The sequence below is a fragment of the Martelella alba genome (assembly GCF_006516955.1).
GTDB lineage: Bacteria > Pseudomonadota > Alphaproteobacteria > Rhizobiales > Rhizobiaceae > Martelella > Martelella alba.
Window position 1 is genome coordinate 527,451 of sequence record NZ_VHLG01000002.1, and the last position, 26,992, is coordinate 554,442.

Annotated in this window: 21 protein-coding genes and 1 riboswitch; of the genes, 6 read left to right on the plus strand and 15 right to left on the minus strand. The window is 59.9% G+C overall.

Annotated features, from left to right (window positions below; translation table 11 throughout):
* Window positions 1-41: 41 nt before the first annotated feature.
* From FJU08_RS05850 to FJU08_RS05870, 5 genes are all read right to left on the minus strand, one after another.
* Entirely contained in the window at window positions 42-1,265 is a 1,224-nt protein-coding gene (locus FJU08_RS05850) for an AI-2E family transporter (RefSeq protein WP_141148021.1), read from the minus strand.
* Window positions 1,266-1,420: 155 nt separating this feature from the next.
* On the minus strand, window positions 1,421-1,969 hold the full coding sequence (locus tag FJU08_RS05855; protein WP_141148022.1) for a gamma-glutamylcyclotransferase family protein: 549 nt from the start codon (window positions 1,967-1,969) through the stop codon (window positions 1,421-1,423).
* Between the two features lie 6 nt (window positions 1,970-1,975).
* Window positions 1,976-3,799 (minus strand): ABC-F family ATP-binding cassette domain-containing protein, encoded by a 1,824-nt coding sequence (locus tag FJU08_RS05860; protein WP_141148023.1) that lies wholly within the window; start codon window positions 3,797-3,799, stop codon window positions 1,976-1,978.
* 3 nt (window positions 3,800-3,802) lie between these two features.
* The gene (locus FJU08_RS05865; RefSeq protein ID WP_141148024.1) at window positions 3,803-4,462 is read right to left on the minus strand and encodes a thiamine diphosphokinase; all 660 of its coding nucleotides are present in this window, start codon (window positions 4,460-4,462) and stop codon (window positions 3,803-3,805) included.
* 135 nt (window positions 4,463-4,597) lie between these two features.
* Window positions 4,598-5,137, minus strand: coding sequence for a MarR family winged helix-turn-helix transcriptional regulator (locus FJU08_RS05870; protein ID WP_141148025.1), 540 nt, complete (start codon window positions 5,135-5,137; stop codon window positions 4,598-4,600).
* Between the two features lie 233 nt (window positions 5,138-5,370).
* Between FJU08_RS05870 and FJU08_RS05875 the strand changes: the two genes are divergently transcribed.
* Window positions 5,371-6,900: an MDR family MFS transporter gene (locus FJU08_RS05875; RefSeq protein WP_141148026.1), complete on the plus strand. Its 1,530-nt coding sequence runs from the start codon at window positions 5,371-5,373 to the stop codon at window positions 6,898-6,900.
* Window positions 6,901-6,909: 9 nt separating this feature from the next.
* Here FJU08_RS05875 and FJU08_RS05880 read toward each other — a convergent pair whose 3' ends face one another.
* From FJU08_RS05880 to FJU08_RS05890, 3 genes are all read right to left on the minus strand, one after another.
* On the minus strand, window positions 6,910-8,148 hold the full coding sequence (locus FJU08_RS05880; RefSeq protein ID WP_181409759.1) for an OpgC family protein: 1,239 nt from the start codon (window positions 8,146-8,148) through the stop codon (window positions 6,910-6,912).
* 4 nt (window positions 8,149-8,152) lie between these two features.
* On the minus strand, window positions 8,153-9,970 hold the full coding sequence (mdoH, locus tag FJU08_RS05885) for a glucans biosynthesis glucosyltransferase MdoH (RefSeq protein WP_141148028.1): 1,818 nt from the start codon (window positions 9,968-9,970) through the stop codon (window positions 8,153-8,155).
* A gap of 188 nt (window positions 9,971-10,158) precedes the next feature.
* Entirely contained in the window at window positions 10,159-11,787 is a 1,629-nt protein-coding gene (locus FJU08_RS05890; RefSeq protein ID WP_141148029.1) for an OpgD/OpgG family glucan biosynthesis protein, read from the minus strand.
* Window positions 11,788-12,517: 730 nt separating this feature from the next.
* On the opposite strand from FJU08_RS05890, the gene FJU08_RS05895 reads away from it, so the two are divergent.
* The gene (locus FJU08_RS05895) at window positions 12,518-14,128 is read left to right on the plus strand and encodes an OpgD/OpgG family glucan biosynthesis protein (RefSeq protein ID WP_141148030.1); all 1,611 of its coding nucleotides are present in this window, start codon (window positions 12,518-12,520) and stop codon (window positions 14,126-14,128) included.
* Window positions 14,129-14,194: 66 nt separating this feature from the next.
* Here the strand turns inward: FJU08_RS05895 and FJU08_RS05900 are convergent, their stop codons facing one another.
* Window positions 14,195-14,632, minus strand: a complete 438-nt coding sequence (locus FJU08_RS05900; RefSeq protein ID WP_141148031.1) for an FKBP-type peptidyl-prolyl cis-trans isomerase — start codon at window positions 14,630-14,632, stop codon at window positions 14,195-14,197.
* A 389-nt stretch (window positions 14,633-15,021) separates the two neighbouring features.
* A riboswitch (TPP riboswitch) is annotated at window positions 15,022-15,137 on the plus strand.
* A gap of 48 nt (window positions 15,138-15,185) precedes the next feature.
* Between FJU08_RS05900 and thiB the strand changes: the two genes are divergently transcribed.
* The 4 genes from thiB to FJU08_RS05920 all read left to right on the plus strand — a co-directional run bounded on the left by thiB (window position 15,186) and on the right by FJU08_RS05920 (window position 20,128).
* Window positions 15,186-16,205: a thiamine ABC transporter substrate binding subunit gene (gene thiB, locus FJU08_RS05905; protein WP_181409760.1), complete on the plus strand. Its 1,020-nt coding sequence runs from the start codon at window positions 15,186-15,188 to the stop codon at window positions 16,203-16,205.
* 55 nt (window positions 16,206-16,260) lie between these two features.
* On the plus strand, window positions 16,261-17,850 hold the full coding sequence (thiP, locus tag FJU08_RS05910) for a thiamine/thiamine pyrophosphate ABC transporter permease (protein ID WP_141148032.1): 1,590 nt from the start codon (window positions 16,261-16,263) through the stop codon (window positions 17,848-17,850).
* A 13-nt stretch (window positions 17,851-17,863) separates the two neighbouring features.
* Window positions 17,864-18,544 carry a thiamine ABC transporter ATP-binding protein gene (locus tag FJU08_RS05915; protein ID WP_141148033.1) on the plus strand — a complete coding sequence of 227 codons (681 nt, stop codon included), beginning with the start codon at window positions 17,864-17,866 and terminating at the stop codon, window positions 18,542-18,544.
* A gap of 96 nt (window positions 18,545-18,640) precedes the next feature.
* Window positions 18,641-20,128 (plus strand): M48 family metalloprotease, encoded by a 1,488-nt coding sequence (locus FJU08_RS05920; RefSeq protein WP_235890588.1) that lies wholly within the window; start codon window positions 18,641-18,643, stop codon window positions 20,126-20,128.
* On the opposite strand, the gene FJU08_RS05925 is transcribed toward FJU08_RS05920, so the two are convergent.
* The 6 genes from FJU08_RS05925 to FJU08_RS05950 form a co-directional block, all read right to left on the minus strand.
* The gene (locus FJU08_RS05925) at window positions 20,109-20,702 is read right to left on the minus strand and encodes a GNAT family N-acetyltransferase (protein WP_141148035.1); all 594 of its coding nucleotides are present in this window, start codon (window positions 20,700-20,702) and stop codon (window positions 20,109-20,111) included. The two genes, FJU08_RS05920 and FJU08_RS05925, sit on opposite strands and share 20 nt — an antisense overlap.
* A 119-nt stretch (window positions 20,703-20,821) precedes the next feature.
* The gene (locus FJU08_RS05930; protein ID WP_141148036.1) at window positions 20,822-21,694 is read right to left on the minus strand and encodes an RNA polymerase factor sigma-32; all 873 of its coding nucleotides are present in this window, start codon (window positions 21,692-21,694) and stop codon (window positions 20,822-20,824) included.
* Window positions 21,695-21,953: 259 nt separating this feature from the next.
* Window positions 21,954-22,523, minus strand: coding sequence for a CarD family transcriptional regulator (locus tag FJU08_RS05935; RefSeq protein ID WP_141148037.1), 570 nt, complete (start codon window positions 22,521-22,523; stop codon window positions 21,954-21,956).
* A gap of 416 nt (window positions 22,524-22,939) precedes the next feature.
* On the minus strand, window positions 22,940-23,278 hold the full coding sequence (gene fdxA, locus FJU08_RS05940; RefSeq protein WP_141148038.1) for a ferredoxin FdxA: 339 nt from the start codon (window positions 23,276-23,278) through the stop codon (window positions 22,940-22,942).
* A 233-nt stretch (window positions 23,279-23,511) separates the two neighbouring features.
* On the minus strand, window positions 23,512-23,931 hold the full coding sequence (locus FJU08_RS05945) for an RNA-binding S4 domain-containing protein (RefSeq protein WP_141148039.1): 420 nt from the start codon (window positions 23,929-23,931) through the stop codon (window positions 23,512-23,514).
* Window positions 23,932-23,936: 5 nt separating this feature from the next.
* Entirely contained in the window at window positions 23,937-26,948 is a 3,012-nt protein-coding gene (locus FJU08_RS05950) for a helicase-related protein (protein ID WP_181409767.1), read from the minus strand.
* Window positions 26,949-26,992 lie beyond the last annotated feature (44 nt).

Below are 26,992 nucleotides of genomic sequence, written 5' to 3' on the forward strand. Positions count from 1 at the left end.
CACGGCGCTCGAGCGGGTTTGATGAAAGCCGCGTTTCCCGGTCAATCGCCCGATGTGACCGGTCGCTCAGGCGGTGCAGAAATGGGCGTCACCACTTCCGCATCATCATCGGCATGGCGGGCCGCTGCGGCGGCCTGCTCGCTGCTGGCAGCCTCCAGCACCCATTCGCGCCAGATCGCCACAATCAGCGCCATCAGCACCGGCCCGACGAAAAGCCCGACAAGTCCCATGGTCTTGACGCCGCCAACCAGACCGAAAAAGGTCGGCAGGAAGGGCAGCTTGATCGGACCGCCGACAAGGCGCGGGCGCAAAGTCTTGTCGACGATGAACAATTCGATCGTACCCCAGGTCAAAAGACCGAGACCGTGGACCGGCGTGCCGCGGGCGATCAGATAGATGGAAATCAGCGTGAAGGTCAAAGGCGCGCCGCCGGGAATCAGCGCCATGACGGCGGTGATCAGGCCGAAAGTGATGAAATTCGGCACGCCGGCCAGCCAGTAGGCGGTGCCCAGCACCAGCCCCTCGCCAATGGCGATCAGCGTCATGCCGGTAACGGTGGACGAAATGGTTGCCGGAACCACGCGTGAGATGCGCTGCCAGCGCTCGGGAAACAGCCGCTCGCCGAGCATGTCAAGCTGGCCGGCGAATTTATGCCCGTCCTTATAGATGAAGAACAGCGCAATCAGCATGAACAGCAGCGCGAGAACGAGATTGAAGAACTTGCCGCCAAGCGCCAGCGCCGTGCGGTAAATGCTGCCAATGTTTTCTCCGCTGACCGCCTGGATCAACTGACCGATATCGCCGGGCTTGCCGAGATAATCATGCCATTTGCCGGCGATCCAGTCGCCAATCACTGGCAGCGTGGTGATCCATTCGGGTGGCGGCGCCCCGAAACGATTGGCCTGGGTTGCCCAGATGATCCAGCTTTCGGCCTCACGCAGCACATAGGAGACGGCAAAGACCAGCGGCACGATGATGAAGGCGAGGATCAGCAGAATGGCAATTGCCGCCGCCAGCGGCCGGCGATTGCCAAGCCGGCGCTTCAGATCCTCAAACAGCGGGTCGGAGGCAAAGGCGATGATCAGCGCGGCGAGAACCGGCACGATGAAGCCATGAAAGAAATAGATCGCCGCCAGAATAACCAGCAGCAGCAGCCAGCGCGCCGCCGAGACAGCTGGGATCAGCGGCAGGCGGGACGACCCCGCAGAGGTTCCGATCCAGCGTTGCTTTCTGTGTTCTGACGGCTCGCCGTGATGATCTGACATTTCATTCCCGTTTCAATCCGGGTGTGCCCCGAAAGGCGCAGCGTATGGCGTCCGCCCGGAAAACCTCTCTCCCGACGACACAAGCGACGTTTCCGGATTCTCGTCGCGCCCTATTTACGAAAGACCCTGTGTCAGTTTCAAGTCGGAAACACGCCTCAACCGAGAAAGCTGCCATCCGGCGCATATCCGGCAGCGGCAAGAACCTGAAGCGCCTCCAGCCGGCCCGGCCGTGACGGATCAGGATCCGCCATTGCGGCGGCGGCGGCAAGCCAGGCACGGTAGTCCTCCGGCAATTCGTTTTGGTGGGCCCCGGCAAGCACAAGCCCGCGATACCAGTCGAAGGATTTCAGCTTTGCGTCGCGATGCGCAGGTGGCGCAATATAGGTCATTGCTGCAAGACGCTGCCCGTCATTGCGACGCGTAACGGTGATTTCGTCGATGCGGTCATAGCCCCGGCCGAGCCCTTCCGCCGCATCCAGCGCTGCGCGCTCGGTCAGATCGAGGGTGAAGAGAACGCCGAAAACAGCTGTCTCTGCCTGGGGCAGGATGGTTGCCTTGCCCGAGCGGTCCCGCCCTGCCTTGTCAAAGGCAAGACTGAAATGATCGAGCCGCGCAAGGCCCAGCGACCGGGCCGTGGGGCAGCGCCGCCTGAGCCTTTCTCCGAGCATATTCGATCCATAGGCGAAATAGACAAGCGCCGGCATGGTCTCTCAGCCCTCCAGTTCCTCGCGCAGCATTTCCAGCTCCAGCCATTCCTCCTCCTTGGCGGCGAGGCTGTCGCGAAGCTTGGCGATCTCGTTTGCAACCTTGGAAAAACCATCGGGATCGCGCGAGAAAAAGGCAGGATCGGCCATTTTCGCCTCCAGCTTTTCCACCTCGGCGGTGAGCTTTTCCATCTCTTTCGGCAGGTTTTCGAGCGCGAATTTCTGCTTGAAGGACAGCTTGCCCTGTTTTTTCGGCGGCGCGGCACTGGCCTCGCTGACCTGCTGGCGTTCCTTCTTCGCCTTTTCCGCCCGGCGTGCCTCATCGGCCGCGCCCTTGCGCTGGGCCTGCATGTCGGAATAGCCGCCGGCATATTCCAGCCATTCGCCATCGGGCGAAAGCGGTACTTTCGACGCAATCGTGGTCGTCACGGTGCGGTCGAGAAAATCACGGTCATGCGAAACGAGAATGACGCTGCCTGAAAAACCGGCAACGATTTCCTGCAGCAGATCCAGCGTCTCGATATCAAGGTCGTTGGTCGGCTCGTCGAGGATCAGAAGATTGGCCGGACGGGCCAGAATGCGCGCCAGCATCAGCCGCGCCCGCTCACCGCCGGAAAGATTGCGGATCGGCGTGCGCGCCTGTTCCGGCTGGAACAGAAAATCCTTCATATAGCCGGAAACATGACGCTGCTCGCCATTGACCAGCAGGTTTTCGCCGCGCCCGTCGGTCAGATAATGCGCCAGCGTATCGTCGGGGTTCAGCTCCTCGCGCTTCTGGTCAATCGTCGCGATCTCCAGATTGACGCCGAGACGGACAAAACCTTCATCGGGTGCCAGCTGGCCGGTGAGCAGCTTCAGAAGTGTCGTCTTGCCCGCGCCATTGGGGCCAACGAGACCGATGCGATCGCCACGCTGGACGCGGATCGAAAAGGGCTTGACCACCTGTTTATCACCAAAGGACTTGGTGATGTTTTCCGCCTCGATCACCAGTTTGCCGGATTCCCGGCTATCTGCCACGCTGGCCTTGACCGTGCCCTGCGGCCCCTGATGGGCACGATGGCGCGCGCGCATGTCATGCAGCTCGCCAAGGCGGCGCATATTGCGCTTGCGCCTGGCCGTCACGCCATAGCGCAGCCAGTGTTCCTCGCGCACGATGGCGCGGCCGAGCTTGTGCTGTTCGGCCTCTTCTTCCTCCAGCACCTTGTCGCGCCAGGCCTCAAAACCGGCAAAGCCCTCATTCAGACGCCGTGCCGTGCCACGATCGAGCCAGACCGTGGCGCTGGAAACATTTTCCAAAAAGCGCCGGTCATGCGAGATCAGCACCAGCGCCGAACGCGTGCCCTTCAGCTCTTCTTCCAGCCATTCGATCGTGGTGAGATCGAGATGGTTGGTCGGCTCGTCCAGAAGCAGGATGTCCGGTTCAGGCGCCAGAACGCGCGCCAAAGCGGCGCGGCGCGCCTCACCACCCGAAAGCGTTTTCGGGTCGGCTGCCGGGTCAACGCCCAGATGTTCCATCAGATAGGTGGCGCGATAGTGATCATCACCCGGCGCCAGACCGGCAACCACATAGGCCTCTGCCGTATCAAAACCGGAGAAATCCGGCGCCTGTTCGAGATAGCGAATGGTGGAGCCGGGATGACGGAACACCTCGCCCGACTGCGCCTCGACGAGACCGGCGGCGATTTTCAAAAGCGTCGACTTGCCCGAGCCATTGCGCCCGACAAGGCAGATCCGGTCGCCCGGCTCGACCTGCAGTCCGGCGCCGTCCAGAAGCGGCGTGCCGCCGAAGCTTAGGTGAATATCGTCGAGTTTCAGGATCGGCGGTGCCATCAGTCAAACTCCCGTAAAGTCATGGGGCCGCGCCAGCACGATCGCCCGGCCTGCATCAAGCGACAGCCGGACCGGACCACCGGTGCGCCCGGCAATATTGGAAACGGTTCTGGGTGAACCGAAGGCAACCGAAAAGCCTTGCAGCGGATAGCCGGCATTTTCGATCGAAAGCCCGGTGAGATCGGAAAAGCCGAGCACGGAAAACAGCGCGCCCGACGGAAGATCAATCTCAAGCGTCCCTGCAAGCAACGGATAGGCCTCCTCTTCGCCGGAGGTCAGCATGATCTCGATCCCGTCTTCAGCCAGGCTGACGGCAAACAGCATGTTCATCATCGCATGGTCGGAGCGCGCGCCGGAAAGCGCGCCGGCCATGATGATGCGTCTGGCGCCACGCGCAATGGCCTCACGCACCGCAAGCGCACCATCCGTCTCCGCCTTGGCAGGCGGAAAAGTCTTGCGCGCGACCGTGTGAAACCGCGCGGAAAGCGCCGCATCGCTGGAATCGAAATCGCCAACCCAGAGCTCGGGCGTAACACCAAGGGCTGCGGCATGCACCATGCCGCCATCGGCCGCGATGAAACGACTTCCGGCCACAAATGCGCTGAGGCGCTCATCAACCTTGAGCGCACCGCCGAGCAATATGGTGAAATCCGTCTGTGTCATGGGAAAAGGCAATAGCGAAAGCCCGCGCCAAGCGAAAGTCCCATCTGGTGCATCGACCCGAAAATCAGGTCCGATTTTCGCAAGGCGTGATGTGCAGATTCAATATGTCAGAACGGCTGCCGCCCTTTTCATCGCTCAGGCGCTGTCATCACTCTTGGCGCCGGTCTGCTGCGCTGAATATTCGCCGGTTCGCTGTTCCAGCCCGGCGATGAAGCGCTCGTAAAGCCTGGCGAAGACCTCGACATCTTCCTTTGGCCAGCTGTCCGTGATGGAGTGCAGAAGCTCCCGCTTTACCTTGCGGATCTCCTGAACCAGTTCACCTCCACGCTCCGTCATGACCAGCACCGTGCGCCGGGCATCGCTCTGGCACACGCGACGCTCCAGCACGCCCTCGCTCACCATCTCGGCAACAATCCGGCTGGCGCGCGACGGGTCGATACGCATGCTTTCGGCAACAATGCCAATGGTCGCATCGCCCTTGGTGCTGGCGCGGCGCACCGCGTCAAGCACATCAAGGTGTGAAACTTCGAGCGCAGGCGCCACTTTTGCAATCGCCAGCCTGCCGATGATACGCCGCCGCGTCATCAGACGATTGCGGGTCATTGCGGCTGAAATCCGTTCGATCGCGTCCGGTGAGGCCTGTTGCGAGGCGTGCTTGTCCTGTTCATGATTCATGCATCAATGCTTTAGCAGGAAATCGCGCACGTGGAAATATGACCTTGGCACGCGCATGACATTGACAAATACATGACTTTCGCACATATTCCGTCAACTTCAGTCCATGAAACATCATTTCAGGATGCGCAAACACATGTATTCGCATCCATACCGAGGCTCCGCCCAGGGCTCTTCCCCCCTTGCATGGCACAAAGCCGATCGAAACCCCTTAAACGCCGGATCCGCCCTTAATGAACCAGCAAGGCAATTTCGTTTCCCTCGTCGAAAATCCGCGGCTGCGCATCATCGTCTTTCTGTTTCTGCTGATGGCGATGTTTCTGGCAACGCTGGACAACCAGATCGTCTCAACCGCGCTGCCGACGATTGTCGGCGATTTCGGTCATATGGAACGCTTTGGCTGGGTCGCCTCCGCCTACCTTCTGGCAACCTGTGCCGTCATGCCGGTCTATGGCAAGCTCGGTGATCTGATCGGCCGCAAATATGTACTGATGACAGCGGTGACGATCTTCCTGATCGGCTCGCTGACCTGTGGCCTCGCCGTTTCCATGAACACGCTGATTGCCGCCCGCGTGCTGCAGGGCTTCGGCGGCGGCGGGTTGATGGTGTCGATCTTCGCGCTGAATGCCGATCTGTTTCCCGGCCGCGAGCGCGCGCGCTATCAAAGCTACACCTCGCTGGTGATCATGACCTCCGGTGCCTTCGGCCCGATGCTTGGCGGCACGATGACGGCAGCCTTTGGCTGGCGTTCGATCTTTCTGATCAATCTGCCGCTTGGCCTGATCGTGCTTGCCGGGCTTGCGCTTCTGGTGCCGAACCGCAAGCCCGACCGCAAGCCGAAAATCGATCTGGCCGGCGCCCTGCTGCTGGCGGCAAGTGTGACCGGTATCGTGCTGTGGAGCGATTCAAGCGAAATCTTCGGCTCGATGATTGCCCGGCAAAGCCTCATGGTCATCGCTCTGGCCATCCTGTTCGCCATTGCCTGGGTCCTGGTCGAACGGCGCGCGCCAGAGCCGATCATCCCGCTGTCACTGCTGAAAAACCCCACTGTCGCGCTGCTGATCATTCTTTCGGTGGCAAGCGGTGGCATCGCCCTTGGCATGGTCAATTATTTTGCCCTTTATCTGCAGACCGTTCACGGCCTTGCCCCGGCCAAAGCCGGTCTGTTCTTCATTCCGGTGACGCTCGGCATCGTCTTCGGCTCGCTCACCACCGGCCGGCTGATCGCAAAGACCGGCTATTACAAGCGTTATGCCGTCGCCAGCATGTGCCTGTCGGGTACCGCCTTCATCCTGCTAATGCTGTTTGCGCCGGTGTCACCGCTCTGGCTGATTGCCATCCTGATGGCGCTTCAGGGCATGGGGATCGGCTTTGGCCAGCAGGTTCCGGTGCTCGGTGTGCAAAATGCCGCCCGCGGCGGTGATATTGGGGCGGCCACCGGCACCGTGACGCTGTCGCGTATGATTGGAGCAGCCACAGCCATCTCGGTCTATGGCGCCATTCTCGCGGAAGGCCTTGACCATGCCGGTACGATCCCTGGCGCTGGCAGTCTTGCAGAATTGACACCGACCGCGCTTTCGGCTCTGACGGGCCAGGCCCACACCGCCGCAATAGCCGGCTATTCCGACGCCTTTGCCAACCTGTTCATGTTCTCTGTCACACTGGCGCTGATCGGCCTTTGCGCATCGCTCTGCCTGAAGCGGATCCGGCTTGGGGAACACCAGCCGGCACCGGTGAGAAAGCCTGTTGTCGCAACCGCGTGAGCGCGCAGCTCACTGGCGGCGCAAATCCGGATCCGGCGACAAACCGGGCTGTTCGGTTACATCATCATTGCCAAGCGGGGCCGGTACGAAGGCAATGACCCGGCGGCGACGGCCTGCCTCCCGCAGGCGCTGACGCCGCTCCAGAGACCAGCGTGCCGCCCAATATTGGCCGGCAAAGCCCGCCAGAAGCAGCGCGCAATCTTGCAGCAGGCTCGTATCGACAACCGCGCGCAGGGTCTGCAACATCATCGCAATGACCGATCCCGTGGCAAAGGTTACAAGGCTTGCCCGCCCGAGAACCTCGACCGGCCGCATGACCGATGATCGCGCCAGCACCGAGAATGCCGGGATCGAGGTCAGCACATAGGCCAGAGCCAGCACATTGGCGAGCCTGATCAGCGCCAGCATGTCCTTGCGCTGATCGGCGATGAAGCGCGGCGTTTCATCCGGCCAGGGAAACGCATCGCGCACGATGAACTGCCAGTAGGCGGCAAACAGGACGATGGCCAGCGACACCAGAAACAATGCCGGCGAGAAGGGGATCCAGCGTTCCCCGCGCTTGGCCGACATGCCACCGGCAAGCCCGATGGCAAAGAGGAACTGCCAGCAAAACGGATTGAAATACCAGCCGCCACCCTGCGGCCAGTTAAACATGTGAAGCGGCACGATGCGGCCAAGCACGAAAATGCCGGCCGACACCGCAAGCATCAGCATGAGGCTGCGTGTTCCCAGCCACATCAGCGCCGGCAGAAACAAGAACAGCACCAGGTAAAGCGGCAGGATGTTGAAATAGGCGATCTGATAGGTCAGCAGAAACAATCCGGTCAGCGTCTCGAAGGGTGCGGTGATGACCTTGGTGATGCCGAGCGAGCCGACATAACCGGTTAACGGAAAGAAGGATGCCGCAAGCAGGACCACGATGATGCCGGCAAGGCTTGATAGAATGTGGACGCCGTAGATCGTTTTCATCCGCTGAAAGATATTGGCCGTCGTCTCGCCATAGCAGCCCTGATAGTAACCGCGCGAATAGGCAAGACCGGCGGAAACACCGGCAATCAGCACGAAGCCTTCCGCCGCGTCGGAAAAGCCGAACATGCGGATCGTGTAATTGGAAAAGAAATTCCCCGGCACATGATCAATGAAAATCATGATCAGCGCCAGACCGCGCAAAACGTCGATGCGCGCGTCCCGCAGGCTTTTCTTCTGAGGGAAAAGCCCGTTCTGTACCTTGCCATCAATTGTGTTCATTGCTCTATCCGTGCAGCGCCTGAACGCTGACAGGCTCATTTGCCTGCTTCAAATCATCCCGTGCAAGTTCGGGCATTTCGTCCGCCTCAGCCTCCCAGCGCGACTGGATCGTGCGCTGGCTGAGAATGACGGAAGTCGGCTGACGCTCCTCTACCGTTTTGAACAGGCCAAGCCTGGCGGCGATCACCCCGGAACGCTTCGATGAGGTAAAGGCAATCATGAAAGGAGCGAGGATCTGCGGTACGGCGATCGGCATCAGCCAGTAAAACAGATCCGGCGCCAGCATGTTCGAGCCGATCAGCAGCAACAGCCCGGTCGCCACGATCCACCAGCTGGCATGAAAGGCATCGGAGACAGAAAGCGTCTGCCCTTCGCGGTTGGAGGCTGGCCAGCCGCCATCCATGCCGAGCAGAACCTGAACCACCGAGCGGCTCTGATACATCAGCGTGATCGGCGCCAGCAGCGACGACCATATGATCTCGACCAGCGTCGACCAGAACACGGCAAAGAATCCACCCGAGGCACGCGCCTCACCGGTCAGCCCGCTTCTGAGCGCGATCAAAAGTTTCGGCCCGATCAGGAGACCGCCGACCCCTACCATCATCGTGACCGCCAGCGCGGTTTCGGCACGCGGAAAAATCGCATGAAGATAGGGCGTCGGGAAATAATCCGGCTCCGGCGCGAACAGCGGCGCAACGATGCAGGCGATGATGAACAGCATCCATAGCGGCGAGGTCAGATAGGCCATGATGCCCTGCAGGAAGGTGAAACGGTTCCAGCCCTTCAGCCCCGGCGCACCGATCAGCTTGATATGCTGCAGATTGCCCTGGCACCAGCGCCGGTCACGCTTGGCGAAATCGATCACATTCTGCGGCCCCTGCTCATAGGAACCGGCAAGATCGGGATCAACCCGGACAATCCAGTCGCGCCGGGCCAGAAGAGCGGCCTCGACATAATCATGGCTGAGAATATGGCCACCAAAGGGCGCCGCGCCGCGCAGTTCCGGCAGGCCGCAGCTCTCGGCAAAAGCTTCAGTCCGCACCAGCGCATTATGGCCCCAGAATGGGCCTTCGGTTCCCTGCAGCCCGGCAAGGCCACGGGTATAGATCGGCGAGAACAGTCCGGCAGAGAACTGCAGCGCGCGCGCAAACCAGCTCTCTGCGCCAATCACCTTGGGCAGGCTCTGCAACAGGCCGAGCCGAGGTTCGGCTTCCATGCGGCGGAGCATTTCCACCACCGTCTGCCCTTCCATCAGGCTGTCGGCATCAAGGATCAGAAGATAGCTATAGCCAGCGCCATAATGGCGAACGAACTCGCCGATATTACCGGCCTTCTTGCCGGAATTGTCGCTGCGGCGGCGATAATAGACGCCGATCGGCTCACCGACCTCCTGTTGCAGCGTCAGGAACCAGCCTTCCTCATCGGCGACAATTTCCGGGTTGCGGCTATCGGACAGGACGACGAAATCAAAAAGACCGCCATGTCCCGTTGCCCTCAGGCTTTCGGCCATTGCCGCCACGGCAGAGAAGGTTGCCCTAGCGTCCTCATGGTAGACCGGCACCAATATCGCCGTGCGCGCGCCCATGCCGCTTTCTGAAAGCTCAGCGCGCGCAATCTTGCGCTTCCATCCGGGAATGAGTCCGCCAATGCCAAGTGCCGCCCCCCAGGCGATCCAGGCTGAAGTTGCGGTGGACAGGAAAATCCGCACGAAATCCACCCAGTCCATTCCATCGGCAAAGAACACATCAACAGCCAGTCGCGTCGCAATCAGCGCGGCGGCGATGGCAAAGCCGATAGATACTATACGTCGCGTGGCGAGCATGCGCGTACTCCGGTCCGGCGATCAGCGACGGTCAGATTGACCGCCGCCGCGACGCACCAAACAAGGGGAACAAAAAAGACAGGACGGAAACGCGCTGACGGCGAGAACGTTCCAAAACCTGCTCAGGCATCGGCAACGGCGCTGCAGACGGCAAAAAGCGGCTCATCCCGCCAAGCCCGGTTTCACTGTCAATTCGGTTTTTCATCGCCAACTCTCCACTGGTAGAGCCAAATTTCACTCAGATCCTGCGCGCCGTCATTCAGCGAACCGACAAGCTCGACCGGCTTGTCACCGTCAGGCTTCAAGTCGATCGCCAGCCGCCAGACACCCTGCCCGTTGACCTGCGACACCGTGCTGTGCACAATTTCGGCATTGGTGGCTGTGACATGCGCCTTGACTTCGGTCCCCGCCGGCAGGTCGGCAAGCGAGCCTCCGGCAAAATCGACGACAAACTTACGCGTGCCGTCGTCATTTTCATTGCCCGAGACACCGCCTTCGCCGCTGCGCAGCTCGACGACACGGGCAAGCCTTGTCTGATCTTCCTCGATTGAGCCCCAGGTCAGGCGATAGTCGTAGCTGGCCGAGCCACCGGCCTTTGCCGGCGCCTTTGGTTGCCAGAAACAGACAATATTATCGTTGATCTCAAGCGCGGTGGGAATTTCCACCAGCGACACGGTGCCGTCGCCCCAGTCACTCAGGGGTTCGACCAAGAGCGAGGGCCGGCGCTCGTAATGGGCTTCGGCATCCTGATAGTCATCGAAACTACGGTGACGCTGATAAAGCCCGAAAGCCCGCGGGCTCGTCTCGCCGAGATAGGAATTGGCCAGCTTCTTCGGATTTTCCAGGCTGCGCCAGACCTCTGTCCGGTCGGAACGGATGATCTTCAGCCCTTCGCTGTCATGAACCCGTTCGCGATAATCATCAAAGGCATGATGATTGGCCGGCCCGAACAGATACATCGACGTCATCGGCGCAATTCCGAGCCGATTGATGTCGGCGCGGAAGAACAGCCGCGCGGACACCTCCATCCGCGTATTCATGCCGGGCGTGATGACAAAACGATAGGCTCCCGTGACACTCTTGGAATCGAGTGCCGCAAACACCGTGATCGATTCGTCATCCGGCTGCGGCCGCTGAATGTAGAAATCCGTGAACATCGGGAATTCTTCACCGGCATTCGTCGCGGTATTGACCGCAAGACCACGCGCCGAAAGACCGTAGAGAGAACCCTTGCCAAGTGCACGGAAATAGGAAGCCCCGAGAAAGGAAATCAGTTCATCGCTGACATCCTTGCGATTGAGCGGATAATTCAGGCGAAAACCGGCAACACCGGGAAGCTCGGCACCGGCAAAACGCGAAGCGTCCAGCGGCGGCTGATAGATAAAGTCATCGGCTGTAAACTCAAATTGCCGCGCCTTGCCGCCGGCAATCTCATAAAGACCGACAGGGTTCTTGTAGAGCCAACCCAGCGGAAAGACATTCATCTGAAAATCGGACCGATCCCGCCAGATTGCCTTGTTCGGATCGTAGCGGATGGCGCGGAACTCGTCATAGCTCAGATCGTCGAAGGGACCGGCACTCGTCTGCTTCGGTTCGACATAGGGTTCCCCTGCCTTTTCCTTCATCAACTGTGTCAGGCCGTCGAAGGAAAAGGGGGTAGCATTATCCGAAAGCGTCGGCATGGCCGGCTTTGGCTGCGCGACCGGCTGAGACGCCTCAACAGCTGCCTGATCGCCGTCGGCCAGGACCGGGCCGGCCAGAGAAGACACGGCGAGGGCACCCATTGCCGTCTGGGCGAGGAAAGTTCTTCTTTTCATCTACAATCCGGAACAATCAATAAAGTGAAGGCCTTGCTGAACGCTCGCTGCGTGGCAAATGATCGTTTTCACCGGTTGTCATGCCGTTGCCACCCGTATTTTTTCACGGACAGGCACGCTTCCAGCACCGATGGCAAACCATCTCATTCATTCGCTAAACGCTACTGACTGAACAAGGTTCCTACGTTTTATTTGAAACCCTTTTTTTTTCAACTATTCCGTTCGAATAGCACCCAAAATCTTTCGCCGCAGACCGGCGCGTGAAACGACCGGCCGGCGCGCCCGATCATCCTCATTAACAAAATGGAAACTTTCGGCGAAACAATGGCAAAATTTCCGATACCAGCTGATTCGTTGACAAAATCTGGTATTGGCTTTTCGGCATTGCAACACAAGGCTAACTGACTCGTAAATCACCAGAATTCGCGCCACCCCAGTCATTGGCCCGCCGGCAGCATATTCGCGTTCAGACAGGCCGGCACAAGATGTGAAGCTTCACCGCAATCGGCCTCATATGCACCAAAGCAAAGGTGCAATAATCAAAAATGAAGTTTCTGACAGATTTTTTTCACGGCTGGAAATGCGCAGCGCACGCGCCACCAACGTCATCGCCGGAAATCACGGTCCTGATCGCGATTTCACCCCAGAATTGCTCTTGTTTCGGCCAATGAAAGGTATATAGGCAGCGCCGATATCGACACCGCGCACGCACAAAGGAAAGTCCTGGCACATGTCCATCCGGCGCCGTAACCTGCTGAAAAATACCGCTCTTCTGACCGGATTCGCACTTCTGCCCGCATCTCTGCGCGCAGCACGTGCAGATCAGCTGCGCCAGCAGGCCTTTTCCTACCAACTCCTGATTGAGCGGGCCCGCGCGCTTGCCAACGCTTCCTATGTGCCGCCCTACCAGCCCATGCCCGACGTCGTTCAGGCCATTGATTATGAGCAGCATGGCAAGATCAGGTTCAAGACCGACAGGGCGCCCTTTTCCGGTCAGGCCAACACCGGCCCTGACGGCGCCTATCCCTTGGAATTCTTTCACCTGGGACGCTATTTCACCAAGAGCGTAAAGATGTTTCTCGTCGAGGACGGTGTTGCATCTGAGGTTAGCTATGACCCGTCCATGTTCGACATGCCGGATGACAGCCCGGCGCGCAAGCTGCCCGCCGACAGCGGCTATGCCGGTTTCCGCCTGCAGGAATGGAAGGGCGCAGATGACTGGCGAAGGCAGGACTGGATCGCCTTTCTTGGCGCATCCTATTTCCGCGCCATCGGTGCTGACGGACAATATGGGCTTTCCGCCCGCGGCGTTGTCATCAATGCCGCCGTGCCAGACAAGGCGGAAGAATTTCCCGACTTTACCGAATTCTACATCGCCGAAACCACGGATCCCGACCAGCCCGTGACGATTTGCGCCCTTCTGGATGGTCCGAGCATTACCGGCGCCTACCGTTTTTCCATTCGCCGCGGCACTGATCGCACCAAAGGCGTCGACATGGAGATCGAGGCCACGCTGTTTCTGCGCGAGGATATCGAGCGGCTCGGCCTCATGCCGCTGACCTCGATGTTCTGGTATGGCGAATATGGCCGCGAGCGCATGCGCGACTGGCGCCCGGAGGTCCATGATTCCGATGGCCTTGCCATGTGGACCGGCGCCGGCGAGCGTCTGTGGCGGCCGCTCAACAACCCGCCGGAATTGCGTGTCTCGGCCTTTTCAGATGACAATCCGCGCGGCTTCGGCCTTTTGCAACGCGACCGCAATTTCGACCATTACCAGGATGGTGTCATGTATGACCGCCGTCCGAGCCTGTGGGTCGAACCGCTGGCGCCACTCGGCAAGGGCGCAGTACAACTGCTCGAAATACCAACCGATGACGAGATCCACGACAATATCGGTGCCTTCTGGGTCCCGGATGAACCGGCACGACGCGGCAATAGCTACCAGCTGCATTACCGGCTCTTCTGGCAGAACAATGAACCCTATCCGGCGGAAAACATCGCCCAGACGATTTCCACCCGCATCGGCCTTGGTGGCGAACCCGGCAAGCCGCGCCCGGAAAATGTCTATCGCTTCGCGCTGTCCTTCGACCGGCCATCCGTGATGCAAACCATTCCCTATGGCGTTTTTCCAAAGGTCAATGTCACCACCAGCGCCGGCACGGTCATCCGCGCTTTTTGCGAACCGGTGCCAGATGGCAATATCTGGCGAGCAATCTTCGATCTCGAACTGCCGCCAGATCAGCTGAGCGAACTCAGGGTCTTCCTGTCGATGGACGATCAGCCGCTGACCGAGACATGGATCTACCAGTTCTCACGCTCACTCGGCCTTTCAGCAACGTAAACCAAAAGGGCGTCGCAATCGCGACGCCCTTTTGACATGATGCCGGGCAGCCCCTCAGGCAGCCCCTTAGGCAGCCTTGACGATTTCCACCAGATCGACCTTGAAGGTCAGATCCTGGCCGGCAAGCGGATGGTTGGCGTCAACCGTGACCTGTTCGGCATCGACGGCGGTGACGACCAGCGGCAGCATTTCGCCATTCGGCGTGCGGGCCTGGAGCCTGAGGCCCGGCTCGACCGGAACGCCTTCCGGCATGGCCGAACGCGGCACCGACTGAACCTTGGCCGGATCATGCGGGCCATAGGCCTCAACCGAGACGACCGTCACCGTGCGGCTGTCGCCGACAACCATGCCGGAGATTTCCCGGTCAAGCCCCGGAATGATCTGACCGGCCCCGATGGTGAATTCAAGCGGCTCGCGACCTTCCGATGAATCAAAGGTCGAACCGTCATTCAGCGTTCCGACATAATGGATACGCACCGTATCCCCGCTCTTTGCTTCTGCCATTGATGTGCTCCTTCCTGTTGGTCACTCACGCATCGACAGGCGGGCGTTGCAAGCCCCGCCGCTGGAACGATCGCGCAAATAAAGAGTGTCACAGCGCTTCGGTCTCGCAATGTCAGACACCGGGCGCTCTAGGACGAGCCGACACACATCCTGCGCATGACGACCTGAACACCGCCCGTGGCTCCTTCAGCTCTGGCGCGGTATTCCTCTTTCCTCAAATATCGCGCATCGCTGAAAGCCTGAAACGGCCTTGCCGAACGATGCGACGGCGGGTTCACCGCATCATTTTGCGCGGTGAGGCCTGAACGTAGTCATTTCGGCCCGATGTTTCAAATCTTCTCGTCATGAAAGCCCCCTTGCAATAGCGAAATGACCGGGATACTCCTGAGCCTGCTCTAACGGGGTGCTGCGGATGGAGATCCATCCTGCTGCTGAGAGGCTTTTGCGCCAACCCGAGGAACCTGATCCGGTTAAGACCGGCGGAGGGATTAGACGCGTGTCGCAACAGACGCCCTTTTCCCCTTCCAACACAGAATCAAGAGGAGATGGCGTCATGCCGAAAATGATTTCGATAAGTCTTGCAACCCTGTCAGCCCTTGCCGCCTTTTCTGCGGCCAGCACCGGCTTTGCCGCTGACAAGGTACTGACTGTCTATACCTATGAAAGCTTCAATAGCGAATGGGGCCCGGGCCCGGAAATCAAGAAAGCCTTTGAATCGACATGCGGCTGCACGCTGAAATTCGTCAGTGCCGAGGACGGCGTCGCGCTTTTGAACAAGCTGAAGCTGGAGGGCAAGTCGAGCCCCGCCGATATCGTGCTCGGCCTCGACAATAATCTGATTGCCGAAGCCCGCGCCACCGGCCTGTTCGCCCCGGCTGACATCGACACCGGCGCCGTCAATATTCCCGGAGGCTTTTCTGACGACACTTTTGTGCCCTTCGATTACGGCTATTTCGATGTCGTCTATGACAGCGAAGCCATGTCCGAACCGCCGAAAAGCCTTGATGATCTCGTCCATGGCGACAAGAGCCAGAAGATCGTCATCGAGGATCCGCGCACCTCGACGCCCGGTCTTGGCATGCTGCTCTGGTTCAAATCGGTCTATGGCGACGGTGCCAGCGATGCCTGGAAGACCATGAAGGATCGCGTGTTGACGGTCACGCCCGGCTGGTCGGAGGCCTACGGGCTGTTTACCGGCGGTGAGGCCCCCATGGTGCTTTCCTACACCACCTCGCCGACCTATCACGAAATCGAGGAAAGTTCCGAGCGCTACAAGGCCGCCAATATCAGCGACGGTCTTTACATCCAGGTTGAGGTGGCAGCCCGCACCGCCATGGCCCATGATCCGGAACTGGCAAAGGATTTTCTCGCCTTCATGATCTCACCGGCCTTTCAGGATGTCATCCCGACCACCAACTGGATGCTGCCCGCTGCCACGACCTCGACGCCATTGCCGGCGGCCTTCGGCAATGTCGTGACACCGGATAAAACACTGTCCTTCCCGCCGGAAACGGTTGCCGACAAGCGCAAGGCCTGGATCGATGAATGGCTCGACGCCATGAGCGCCAGATAAGCAAAGGACGGCCACACTGAACGGCTTTCTTACAAAAGGCGAATATCGCAGCGCGATGACAACCGGTCTTCTGGCCTTTCTGGCCGTTGCCGGTTTCATCGCGGTCGCTGTCCTTGCCCTGGCGGGGTTTGGCGCTTCGGATGCGGCGAGGCGTATTTTCGCCGATGCCTATGTCTGGCGCATCCTGCGCTTCACGCTTTGGCAGGCAAGCCTTTCAACGCTGTTCTCAGTCATGCTGGCGATCCCGCTGGCGCGCGCGCTTGCGCGCCGCCCATCCTTTCCCGGCAGGCTCTGGGTGATACGGCTGATGGCCGTGCCGCTCGGACTTCCGGTATTGATCGGCGCGCTGGGACTGATCGGGATCTGGGGCAGGCAGGGGCTTTTCAACGACATTGCCGACTGGGCCGGCCTTGGCCGCCCGCTTGGCATTTATGGCCTTTTCGGCATCTTGCTGGCGCATGTCTATTTCAACCTGCCGCTGGCGGCGCGATTGTTTCTCGCCGGGCTGGAACGGATCCCGCCGGAATATTTCAAGCAGGCCGCCATGCTGGATATGCCCGGCCGCTCCGTCTTTCGCTTCATCGAATGGCCTGTTATCCGCCCGCTCATTCCCGGCATTGCCGGACTGATCTTCATGCTCTGCGCCACCTCGTTCACGCTGGTGCTGATTCTCGGCGGCGGCCCGGCGGCAACCACGCTGGAAGTGGCAATCTACCAGGCGCTGCGCTTCGATTTCGATCCTGCCCGCGCCGTTGCCCTGTCGGGGCTGCAGATCCTGGTGACCGGCGGCGTCCTGCTTGCGCTTGCAAGCCTGCCCCGGGCCGGCGATCCCGGCGCCACGGCGGGCCATAAAAGCTTTCGGCCCGATGGCGACAACCGGCACCTGAAGCAGGCCGACAGCGCACTGATCATCCTGTTTTCCGCTTTCCTGCTGCTGCCGCTGGCCATGATCATCATCAACGGACTTCAGGCCGACCTTTTCCGCATCATCCGTGAGCCGATCTTCTGGAAGGCGCTTTCGACAAGCCTCGCCATTTCCTTTTCCGCCGCCTTCCTCTGCCTCATGCTGGCCCTTGCTTTCATCACGCTTCAGGGGGCTGTTTGCGAACATCAAAAGCCCGGTCCCGCCGCCCGGCTGTTATCAGCTCTCGCATCATCCACCGGCTCGCTGGTGCTGCTGGTGCCGCCCGTCGTCCTCGGCACCGGCTGGTTTCTCGTTCTGCGCCCCTTCGGCCTGACGGATTTCGCAGCCCCTGTGATCGTCGTCGCCATCAATGTTCTGATGGCGCTTCCCTTCGTGCTGCGCGTTCTGTCACCGGCCGTCAGAACCCACAGGATGCGCACGGCCCGCCTTGCCGCAAGTCTTGGCCTGACCGGTTTTGCCCGGCTGCGCATCGTCGACTGGCCGGGCCTCTCACGCAGCGCTGCAACGGCAACAGCCTTTGCCATGGCGCTGTCGCTTGGCGATCTCGGCGCGATAGCGCTTTTCGGGGGCAACGGACTTACGACATTGCCCTATCTGCTTTATAGCCGGCTTGGCAGCTACCGCACGGCAGATGCGGCAGGGCTTGCGCTTATTCTCGGCCTCATCTGCCTGCTGCTGATGAGCTTTGGCACGCGGCGCGGCGAAACGCATCCACACTGAGGGGAGACAGGACATGGACGCAAATCTCACGCTTGATGGCGTTGAGCTTTCCCTTGGCGCGGCGCGGTTCCATTTTGACGGAACCATCAATGCCGGCACCATCACCGCCGTTACCGGCCGGTCCGGCGCCGGAAAGTCGACGCTGATCAACCTGATTGCCGGTTTTGCCATGCCCGATGCCGGAAAAGTGATGATCGGCGGGCAGGACATAACAGGTCTTCATGTCTCGAAACGTCCGCTCACCCTGGTCTTTCAGGAAAACAATCTCTTCAGCCATCTCGACATCTTTACCAATGTCGCGCTTGGCATTTCGGCAACAATGCGGCTCTTGCCCGAAGACCGGCAGCGCATCGCAAAAGCGCTTGTCCGGGTTGGGCTTGACGGCTTCGCCAAGCGCATGCCTGCCACGCTTTCGGGTGGCGAACGCCAGCGCGTTGCCTTTGCCCGGGCATTGGTACGCCAACGGCCAATTCTTCTGCTGGATGAGCCTTTTGCAGCGCTTGACCCCGAAATGCGCGCAGAAATGGTAAGGCTGCTACTTGAACTCCACCAAGAAACCGGCAATACCGTGATCATGGTTTCCCATGAACCTGACGAGATGAATGCGATTGCTGAAAGCCGCATCATTGTTGAAAATGGTCGTTTTCTCGCCGGTGTTGAGAAATCCTCAACCCATTTCAGCAAGGAATCTTGAGCGAAACCAAAATCGGGAACGTTGCGGCAACACCAGCGTTCCGTTCAAAGGGTTCAGCGTCAGCGGGCACATTGGATGATTGAGACAGGGAGTTCCATGCTCCGGAGAGTATTCGCAGGCAAAATGCGGCGTCATTGGCGCGCGGCTGTGGCGATAGCCTCGGCTCTGACGCTGGCCGCCTGTCAGACCGATAGCAGCCACTTCATCCTAGCTGGCCCGAATGGCGCCAGCAGCCAGACCGTGGAAGCCTTGTCACGCAAGGATCCGAACGCGGCCATGGGCGCGCGTCAGCATCCTCACATTCTCGAAACCTATGGCGGTGAATATCGCGATGCGAAGGTCGAGCGCCTGGTTGCGCGGATCGCCGGCGGTCTGACAGCAGTTTCGGAAAATCCGCAGCAGACCTATCGCATCACGATCCTGAATTCGCCAACGATCAATGCCTTTGCACTGCCCGGTGGCTATCTTTATGTCACTCGCGGCCTGCTGGCGCTTGCCAATGACGCCTCGGAACTGGCCGCCGTGCTGTCACATGAAATGGCCCATGTTACCGCCAATCACGGTATTGAACGGCAGCGCCGTGAGGAGGCCGAGGCGATTGCCAACCGCGTTGTCTCCGAAGTTCTGCCGAATGATCCGAAGAATGAGGATGTGCTGGCGCGTGGCAAGCTGCGGCTTGCCGCCTTCTCCCGTCAGCAGGAGCTCGAAGCCGATGCCATCGGCATTCGCATGCTGGCCGAAGCCGGTTACGATCCCTTCGCTGCAGCCCGCTTCCTGCGCTCCATGGAGGCCTTTTCCAACTATGAGGCCGACCATAACGATAATGGTCCGCAGGTCGACTTTCTGTCCAGCCACCCGAGCACGCCGCGCCGCATCGACCTTGCGGAAAGCCATGCCCGCGATTATGCCGCCACCGGCAATTTCGAAAAGGGCCAAGACTACTATCTTGACGGTATCGACGGTATGCTGTTCGGCAGCAATCCGGAAGACGGCTATATCCGCGACCGGACCTTCTATCATCCCAAGCTGAGGATCAGCTTCGAGGTGCCGGATGGTTTTTCCATGGTCGACAAGTCCAATGCGGTTGTCGCCATGGGGCCAAATGATGTCGCCATCCGTTTTGACGGCGTGAACGCACCTTCTCGGGAAGATCTGACCGACTATATCAAAAGCGGCTGGGTCACCGGGCTTGTGCCCGGTTCGGTCACCGCAACCTCCGTCGACGGCATGCCGGCTGCCAATGCAAAAGCGGTTGCCGGCGACTGGCAGTTCGACGTAACCGTCATCCGCTCCGGGTCCGATATCTACCGGTTGCTGACCGCAGCGCCGAAGAACAGCACTGCCCTTGAACCGGCGGCCAATGCCGTCAGGACAAGCTTCCACAAATTGAGTTCACAGGAAGTGGCAGCGCTGAAACCACTGCGCATTCGCATCTATACGGTCAAGCCGGGCGATAATGTCCAGACCGTCGCCGGTATGATGATGGGCACCGAACGCAAACTCGACCTCTTCAAAGTGCTGAACGCATTGCCCTCCGGGGCCACGCTTTCGGTCGGCCAGAAGGTCAAGATCGTCTCGGAATAACCCCGGATCGATCCCGGCCGCTTGCGGCAATCGCACCCGGTGGCATGCCCGGCCATGGCATCTGTGATGCGTCGCCGCGGATGTGGCGGCGCCAGTCGGCGTCACCAAGCCGCACGGTTCCGCAGGCGCGGAAACCTGTCTTGCGCAGCACACCCAGTGATGCCTGATTTTCAGGATGAACCACCGCCACGACCGGTGTATCACCATGAATATCCCCGGCGGCATCAAGAATGGCGCTGACGGCCTCATGCGCCAGACCGAGCCCCCAGTGATCCGGATGAAGATGATAGGACAGGTTGAGCCCGCCGACAGGCCCGTTCAGTGTGAGCCCGGCAAAGCCGACCGGAATATGATCGCGCTCAAGCAGATAACGGCCGAAACCGTAATCCTGCCAGTGCCGGATCTCGCCCCTGAAGCGCCGTGCGATCCGCGCCGGCGGCTCGGCATTAAGATCGTCGGCGCCCGGCCTCATTTCCGGCCGTGCGTAAAGCGCCTGCGCAAAAAACAGATCGTCATGTGACGGACGCCTCAGCACAAGCCGTCGCGTTTGATGGGCGCATGCCAGCGGCAACATCGCCTTCTCCTCCCAATAGTGCCGTCGCACCTCCCCGTGCGACACGCCATCCTCAGACCAGACAACGCCACCAAAACTGACAGAAATCAGTCAGCCCCGCAAGGTCATGCCCCGCAAGGTCAGGCATGACCAGCCGGGGCACGCATGATATTGGCCTCCTCGCCGGTCATTGCATCGCGCAGCTTCTCGATCGCCCTTGTTTCGATCTGGCGCACCCGCTCCTTGGAAATGCCAAGCTCACTGCCGAGCGCTTCCAGCGTGGTTGCCTCTTCAGACAGCCTTCGCGCCCGGATGATGCGGTCCTCACGCGCAGAAAGCCGCCGCAGGGCGATCTTCAGCCGGCTGCTCATCCGCTCGCCGTCAATCATCACCGCCACCTGCTCTTCCGGCAGCGGCGCCGAACAGACCAGAAAGTCCATCCGTTCACTCGCCCCGTCCTCGCCGTTGACGGGGGCGTGGAGCGAAGAATCGCTCGCCGACAGCCGCGCATCCATGCTCTGCACATCACCAGCCTTGACGCCGAGACGCGTTGCGATCTCGTTATATATTTCCTGAGAGGTCAAAGACCGGTTCTGCTCGGCAATCTTGGCTCTCAGCCGCCTGAGCTTGAAGAACAGCGCTTTCTGCGCCGAAGAGGTGCCGCCACGCACGATCGACCAGTTGCGCAGCACATAGTCCTGCATCGCCGCGCGGATCCACCAGGTGGCATAGGTCGAAAACCGCACCCCCCGATCCGGTTCGAAACGTGAGACGGCTTCCAGCAATCCGACATAACCTTCCTGGACAAGATCGGATTTTGGCAGGCCAAAGCCACGAAACCGGCCAGCCATGGAAACGACGAGGCGCAAATGCGCCATTGCGATATCGTTGCGGGCGGCGCGGTCACTGTCATTGCGCCAGCGTTCCGCCAGATCCTGCTCCTGTTCGCGTGTCAGATAGGGTGCCGCCATAGCGGCATCGACGAGGCTGCGATCATCCTGATTTTTAGCCATAACTTCCCGCCTTTCTCCCCACCCTGCTTTCAGCATGCGACATTTTGTCCACATCGCAATCGAAATCGCCCTGATGATGCTCAATTTTGAGTGAGCGGTCCTGAGCATGTGGATCGCCTGAGAATAAGAACGCGCAAAACAGCTATTCGGTTCACCTGCTGACGGTATTTTTTTGACAGACGGAGCCATCGGACAGATGGACATGAAAAAACCGGCCGCAAGGGCCGGTTTTGACAACTGATCATGCAATGGAAACCGCTCAGGCGGCTTCCTCATGGGCGTCATCGTCTTCACTGACCTTGCCGCGCTTGGGAGACTTGGCAAGATGCGTTTCGACCAGACGGACCGCCTCTGTTTCCGACATCTTGTTGACGGCAGCGATTTCGCGCGCCATGCGATCAAGAGCGGCTTCATAGAGCTGACGCTCGGAATAGGACTGCTCAGGCTGATTGTCGGCCCGATAAAGGTCACGGACAACTTCCGCAATCGAGATCAGATCGCCGGAATTGATCTTGGCATCATATTCCTGGGCGCGGCGCGACCACATGGTGCGCTTGATGCGGGCCTTGCCCTGCACAACCTTCAGTGCGCGTTCGACGAAATCCGTCTCCGACAGCTTGCGCATGCCGATGCTCATCGCTTTTGCGACCGGAACTTTCAGTCGCATCTTGTCCTTGTCGAAATCGATAACGAAGAGTTCGAGCTTCATGCCCGCCACTTCCTGTTCCTCAATCGCAGTGATCGTGCCTACGCCGTGGGCCGGGTAGACAATCGCTTCACCAGTCTTGAAACCGTGACGACCCGAAGACTTGTTCTGTTGTACTGTCATATGCTTCAAAAACTCCCTGTTACGCATCCGGCGGGCGCCGGCGCCGGGCGGAATCACCCGACAGTGGCGAGCAAGTCATGTCACTCGCCTGCTGTATCCACCAAACGTGCATAATAAAGCGTCGCGTGTTCAGGCCAGAAGCCGTTCCGCACATAATCCGGGGGGAAATGATCGACGTTTATTTGATTGCTTTCTTGGCTAGGATGGCAAAATTTGCCGTTTTTTGGATCAGTTCCAAATGTATAGCACAAGATTGGCGCAGAATCAATGAAACATGCACCCGCGACCGCAGCCACGGGTGAAAATAACGATATCGGCCGAGACCTAACCAATTTGCGGCCATTCGCCAAGCCCCAAAATGCTGATCAGCACCAAAAAAACAGCGCCCCTCGGCCAGGACGTGAATGATGCCGTTATCAGTCGCCCTTGCCGGGCTTGTCCGAGAAAAACTTCTCGAACTTGTTTTCGACGCCGTCCATTTCGGTGGCCTCATCCATCGGTTCGCGCTTGATGGTGATATTCGGCCATTGCGTCGAATATTCGGCGTTGAGCTTCAGCCAGTCATCGAGGCCCGGCTCGGTATCCGGCCGGATTGCCTCGGCAGGGCATTCCGGTTCACAGACGCCGCAATCGATACATTCATCGGGATTGATGACGAGGAAGTTCTCTCCCTCGTAAAAACAGTCCACCGGGCAGACTTCGACACAATCCGTATATTTGCAGCGAATGCAATTGTCGGTCACGACATACGTCATGAAAGGCTCCAGATCAGAAATTCCCGACGGACAGTTCCACAGACCATCCGCCCACAACACAATCGCAAAGCGTCTCCGCGCCGGACAGAACCGGCGGAACACTTTGCCTTCAAGGCCTGAGGTACCGGCTTTGACGCGCTACCGCAAGAACATTTCGTTCCACAGATTGGCCGATCGCGGGCAGGAATTTTCCTTTTCCGTGCCGGAGACGCTGCCGGCAAAGCGAAATCCGCTCAAAGATCATCTTCGCCGGTCAGGCGGTCGAGCGCACGCCGCTCCTTCTTCGTCGGCCGGCCGGAGCCGGCAACACGCTGGGCCTGCTCAAAAGGCGTCAGGCTTTCACGCTTCGGAACTGGCGGGCTGTGGTCCTCGTAAAGCCGCTGCGCTTCCTCATAGGGGCCGCGCCGGTTGCCGGGCGCGACCACGACGAGCACGACATCACGACGCTCCAGCGTCAGCCCGACACGGTCACCCGGCGAAATCTCGATACTGGAACGGGCAATTTTCTGCCCGTTCACTTTGACATGTCCGCTATCGATCAGCTTTTGCGCCAGCGAGCGTGACTTCACCATGCGGGTGAAAAACAGCCATTTGTCGATGCGCTGGCGTTCGCCGCCAGCACGCTCGATTTCTGTCTTCTCTGCCCGCGCCATCCGCGTCAGCGTTTCATCTGCGCCTTCAGCGCGGCGAGCTTGGCAAAGGGCGAATCCGGATCGACCGGCTTTTCGCGCCGCTGCGGCCGCTCATTGCGCTGCGGACGGTCATCATCCCGGCGCTCGCGCTTCGGCCCCTTGCCGTGACGCTGGCCACGCGAACCCTGCTCGCCCTCGCCGCGTGCTTCGCCATCGCGCTGGCCACCCTTGCGGCCCTGCGGCCGCTGGCCACGGCCACGCTCGGGGCGGTTGCCGCGTTCGTTCTGCGAACGCCCGCCGCCCGGACGCCACAAGAGAACCGGCTTGGGCTCTTCAGCAGGCTTTTCCTCGGTTGCCGGTGCGGTTTCAGTTGCAGCCACAGGCTCATCCGCCTCTGCCGTTTCGGCAGGCGCGGCATTTTCTGCAGCGGCGGGGCTTGCCTCAACCTCGGCCTGAGCAGCCTGGGCTTCCTTTACGGGGGCTTCCGCCGCTTCAGCCGGTGCAGCATGGCGCTTGGTGACGGTCTCAACGGCGACGCCGGCCGGCTTTGCCTGCTGGGTCTCAGCCTCGCGCTCCGCCTGGATCGCCGCCAGCTTTTCGACCTCTTCCGGATTTGCCACATCCGCGCGATAGCCAAGCCCCTTGAGGATTTCCTCCATATCGTCAGGCGTTGCCCCGAGGATCGACATCATGGCCGGTGTCGTCACGAAGCGACGCCCGTCAAAAGCACCTTCCGGCGGCAAGGCATCGCTCGCCTTCCACTGGGTCAGCGGACGAATGAGGTCGGCCAGACGCTCGAGAATATCAATGCGCACGGCGCGCTTGCCGAGGAAACGGAAGCCGGCAAGCTTGTAGAACATGCGTTCATAAGACGGCTCGGTGACGACGGAGGTGCGTCCGGCCGCCAGAACCGGGATAAGTTCGCCATAGCCAGGCTTTTCCATACCGTCATTCTTCAGCGCCCAAAGCAGCGTGATGAGCTCGGCCGGAGCCGGCTTCAACAGGGCTGGAATGAAAACGTGATAAGCGCCGAAGCGAACACCGTAATGCCGCATCGAAGCACGCGCATCCTGATCCAGCGATTTCACCTCATTGGCGACATCGCGACGGAACAGGACACCGAGATTTTCGACGAGCTGAAAGGCAAGGCCGCGCGCCAGGCCCTGAATATCTTCCGCCCGGGACAATTCGTCGAGCGGCTTCAGAACCGTCTGGATGTGATGAGCGACGAAGCGCTCGATGCGCGCAACCGCATGATCACGGGCAGGCCCCGACAATTGTTCATCCGCCAGCAGAATGACCCGCGGGCGCAGGATATCATCGCCAGCAACGAGACGGGCCACCGGATCGCCAAGCCAGCGCAGGCTGCCTGACGCGTCAATCGCCAGATCCGCATTGCCCGAGGCATGCAGCCTTGCGGCCCGCGCTTCGAATTCCAGCGCCAGCGCCTTTTGCGCCGCCGCCTCAATAGCCTTGGCGTCAGGTCCCTCAGCGCCGGAAACGGCCTTGAAGCGAAATCCCGCCAATTCCCCCACATGATGTCCTTCCACGAAGACATCGCCATTTACGCTTATTTCTGCTTCCAGCATCGCATTCTCTCTCAGGCGCTTCATCAGCACAGATGTCCTGCGGTCAACGAAGCGTTTCGTCAACCTTTCATGCAGTGCATCCGACAGCCGATCCTCGATTTTCCGTGTCTTTTCCTGCCAGTGTGTCGGATCGGCAAGCCAACCCGGTCGATTTGATACATAAGTCCATGTTCTGATCTGGGCGATCCGCGCGGAAAGCGTGTCGATTTCGCCATCCGTCCGGTCCGCATGGCGGACCTGGCTCGCCAGAAAATCCTCGTCCACGTGCCCGCGATCAACCAGGTCACGATAAAGCGAAGCAATCAGATCAGCATGCTGTGCCGGGGCAATCCGGCGATAATCCGGCAGCGAGCAGGCATCCCACAGGCTTTCGATCCGCGCCGGGCGATCGGCCCGCGCGACGATATCGGGATTGCGGGTCAGAAATTCCAGTGCACGCTGATCCACCGCCGGCAATGCCCGCGTCAGACCCGATACAGTCGGCACCTGATCGAGGCTGTTTCTGAGGGCTGCAAGCGAGGCAAAATCCAGCGCTTTCGAGCGCCATTGCAGCACCTTCACCGGATCGAATTCATGCGCCTCGATGCGCTCCACCAGTTCATCATCAAAGGGCGCAACCCTGCCCGTCACGCCGAAAGTGCCGTCGCTTGTATGCCTGCCGGCACGGCCGGCCACCTGGGCAAGCTCGCCGGGATTGAGCGGACGGTACTGAAAGCCATCAAATTTCCGATCCTGGGCAAAGGCCACATGATCGACATCAAGGTTCAGCCCCATGCCGATGGCGTCCGTCGCGACCAGATATTCGACGTCGCCGTTCTGATAGAGTTCGACCTGCGCATTGCGGGTGCGTGGCGACAGGGCGCCCAGCACAACCGCTGCACCGCCGCGCTGACGGCGGATCAGTTCGGCAATGGCATAGACCTCGTCGGAGGAAAAGGCGACAACGGCGGAACGGCGCGGCAGGCGTGTGATCTTCTTCTGGCCGGCATAAAGCAGATGCGACATGCGTGGCCGCTCGATCACGGAAATGCCCGGAAGCAGGCTTTTCAGGATGGGCTTCATGGTGGCCGCGCCGAGAAGCAGCGTTTCCTCGCGGCCGCGCAAATGCAAGATCCGGTCGGTGAAGATATGGCCGCGCTCCATGTCGCCGGCCAGCTGAACCTCGTCGATTGCAACAAAGGCAACATCGGCGTCGCGCGGCATGGCCTCGACGGTGCAGACCTGGAAACGCGCTTTGGGTGGGCTGATCTTCTCTTCGCCGGTAATCAGCGCGACATTATTGACGCCAACCTTTTCAACGACGCGTCCGTAAACTTCGCGCGCAAGCAGCCGCAGCGGCAGTCCGATCACGCCGCTCGAATGCGCCACCATACGCTCGATTGCAAAATGGGTCTTGCCGGTATTGGTCGGTCCGAGCATCGCAGTCACACCGCGTCCGCTCAAGATCATGGCCTTAGCATTCAATGTCCCGGTCCCGATCCTTTTTGCTGGGG

Coding starts and splice junctions, on each gene's coding strand:
- FJU08_RS05900 (WP_141148031.1), bottom strand. CDS start 14,632: ATGGCAGAAGCAAAGAGCGGGGATACGGTGCGTATCCATTATGTCGGA.
- FJU08_RS05865 (WP_141148024.1), bottom strand. CDS start 4,462: ATGACACAGACGGATTTCACCATATTGCTCGGCGGTGCGCTCAAGGTT.
- FJU08_RS05895 (WP_141148030.1), top strand. CDS start 12,518: ATGTCCATCCGGCGCCGTAACCTGCTGAAAAATACCGCTCTTCTGACC.
- FJU08_RS05925 (WP_141148035.1), bottom strand. CDS start 20,702: ATGTTGCCGCTGGCATGCGCCCATCAAACGCGACGGCTTGTGCTGAGG.
- thiP (WP_141148032.1), top strand. CDS start 16,261: ATGACAACCGGTCTTCTGGCCTTTCTGGCCGTTGCCGGTTTCATCGCG.
- FJU08_RS05855 (WP_141148022.1), bottom strand. CDS start 1,969: ATGCCGGCGCTTGTCTATTTCGCCTATGGATCGAATATGCTCGGAGAA.
- FJU08_RS05860 (WP_141148023.1), bottom strand. CDS start 3,799: ATGGCACCGCCGATCCTGAAACTCGACGATATTCACCTAAGCTTCGGC.
- FJU08_RS05950 (WP_181409767.1), bottom strand. CDS start 26,948: ATGATCTTGAGCGGACGCGGTGTGACTGCGATGCTCGGACCGACCAAT.
- fdxA (WP_141148038.1), bottom strand. CDS start 23,278: ATGACGTATGTCGTGACCGACAATTGCATTCGCTGCAAATATACGGAT.
- thiB (WP_181409760.1), top strand. CDS start 15,186: ATGCCGAAAATGATTTCGATAAGTCTTGCAACCCTGTCAGCCCTTGCC.
- FJU08_RS05930 (WP_141148036.1), bottom strand. CDS start 21,694: ATGGCTAAAAATCAGGATGATCGCAGCCTCGTCGATGCCGCTATGGCG.
- FJU08_RS05935 (WP_141148037.1), bottom strand. CDS start 22,523: ATGACAGTACAACAGAACAAGTCTTCGGGTCGTCACGGTTTCAAGACT.
- mdoH (WP_141148028.1), bottom strand. CDS start 9,970: ATGCTCGCCACGCGACGTATAGTATCTATCGGCTTTGCCATCGCCGCC.
- FJU08_RS05850 (WP_141148021.1), bottom strand. CDS start 1,265: ATGTCAGATCATCACGGCGAGCCGTCAGAACACAGAAAGCAACGCTGG.
- FJU08_RS05875 (WP_141148026.1), top strand. CDS start 5,371: ATGAACCAGCAAGGCAATTTCGTTTCCCTCGTCGAAAATCCGCGGCTG.
- FJU08_RS05915 (WP_141148033.1), top strand. CDS start 17,864: ATGGACGCAAATCTCACGCTTGATGGCGTTGAGCTTTCCCTTGGCGCG.
- FJU08_RS05880 (WP_181409759.1), bottom strand. CDS start 8,148: ATGAACACAATTGATGGCAAGGTACAGAACGGGCTTTTCCCTCAGAAG.
- FJU08_RS05945 (WP_141148039.1), bottom strand. CDS start 23,931: ATGGCGCGGGCAGAGAAGACAGAAATCGAGCGTGCTGGCGGCGAACGC.
- FJU08_RS05890 (WP_141148029.1), bottom strand. CDS start 11,787: ATGAAAAGAAGAACTTTCCTCGCCCAGACGGCAATGGGTGCCCTCGCC.
- FJU08_RS05920 (WP_235890588.1), top strand. CDS start 18,641: ATGCTCCGGAGAGTATTCGCAGGCAAAATGCGGCGTCATTGGCGCGCG.
- FJU08_RS05870 (WP_141148025.1), bottom strand. CDS start 5,137: ATGAATCATGAACAGGACAAGCACGCCTCGCAACAGGCCTCACCGGAC.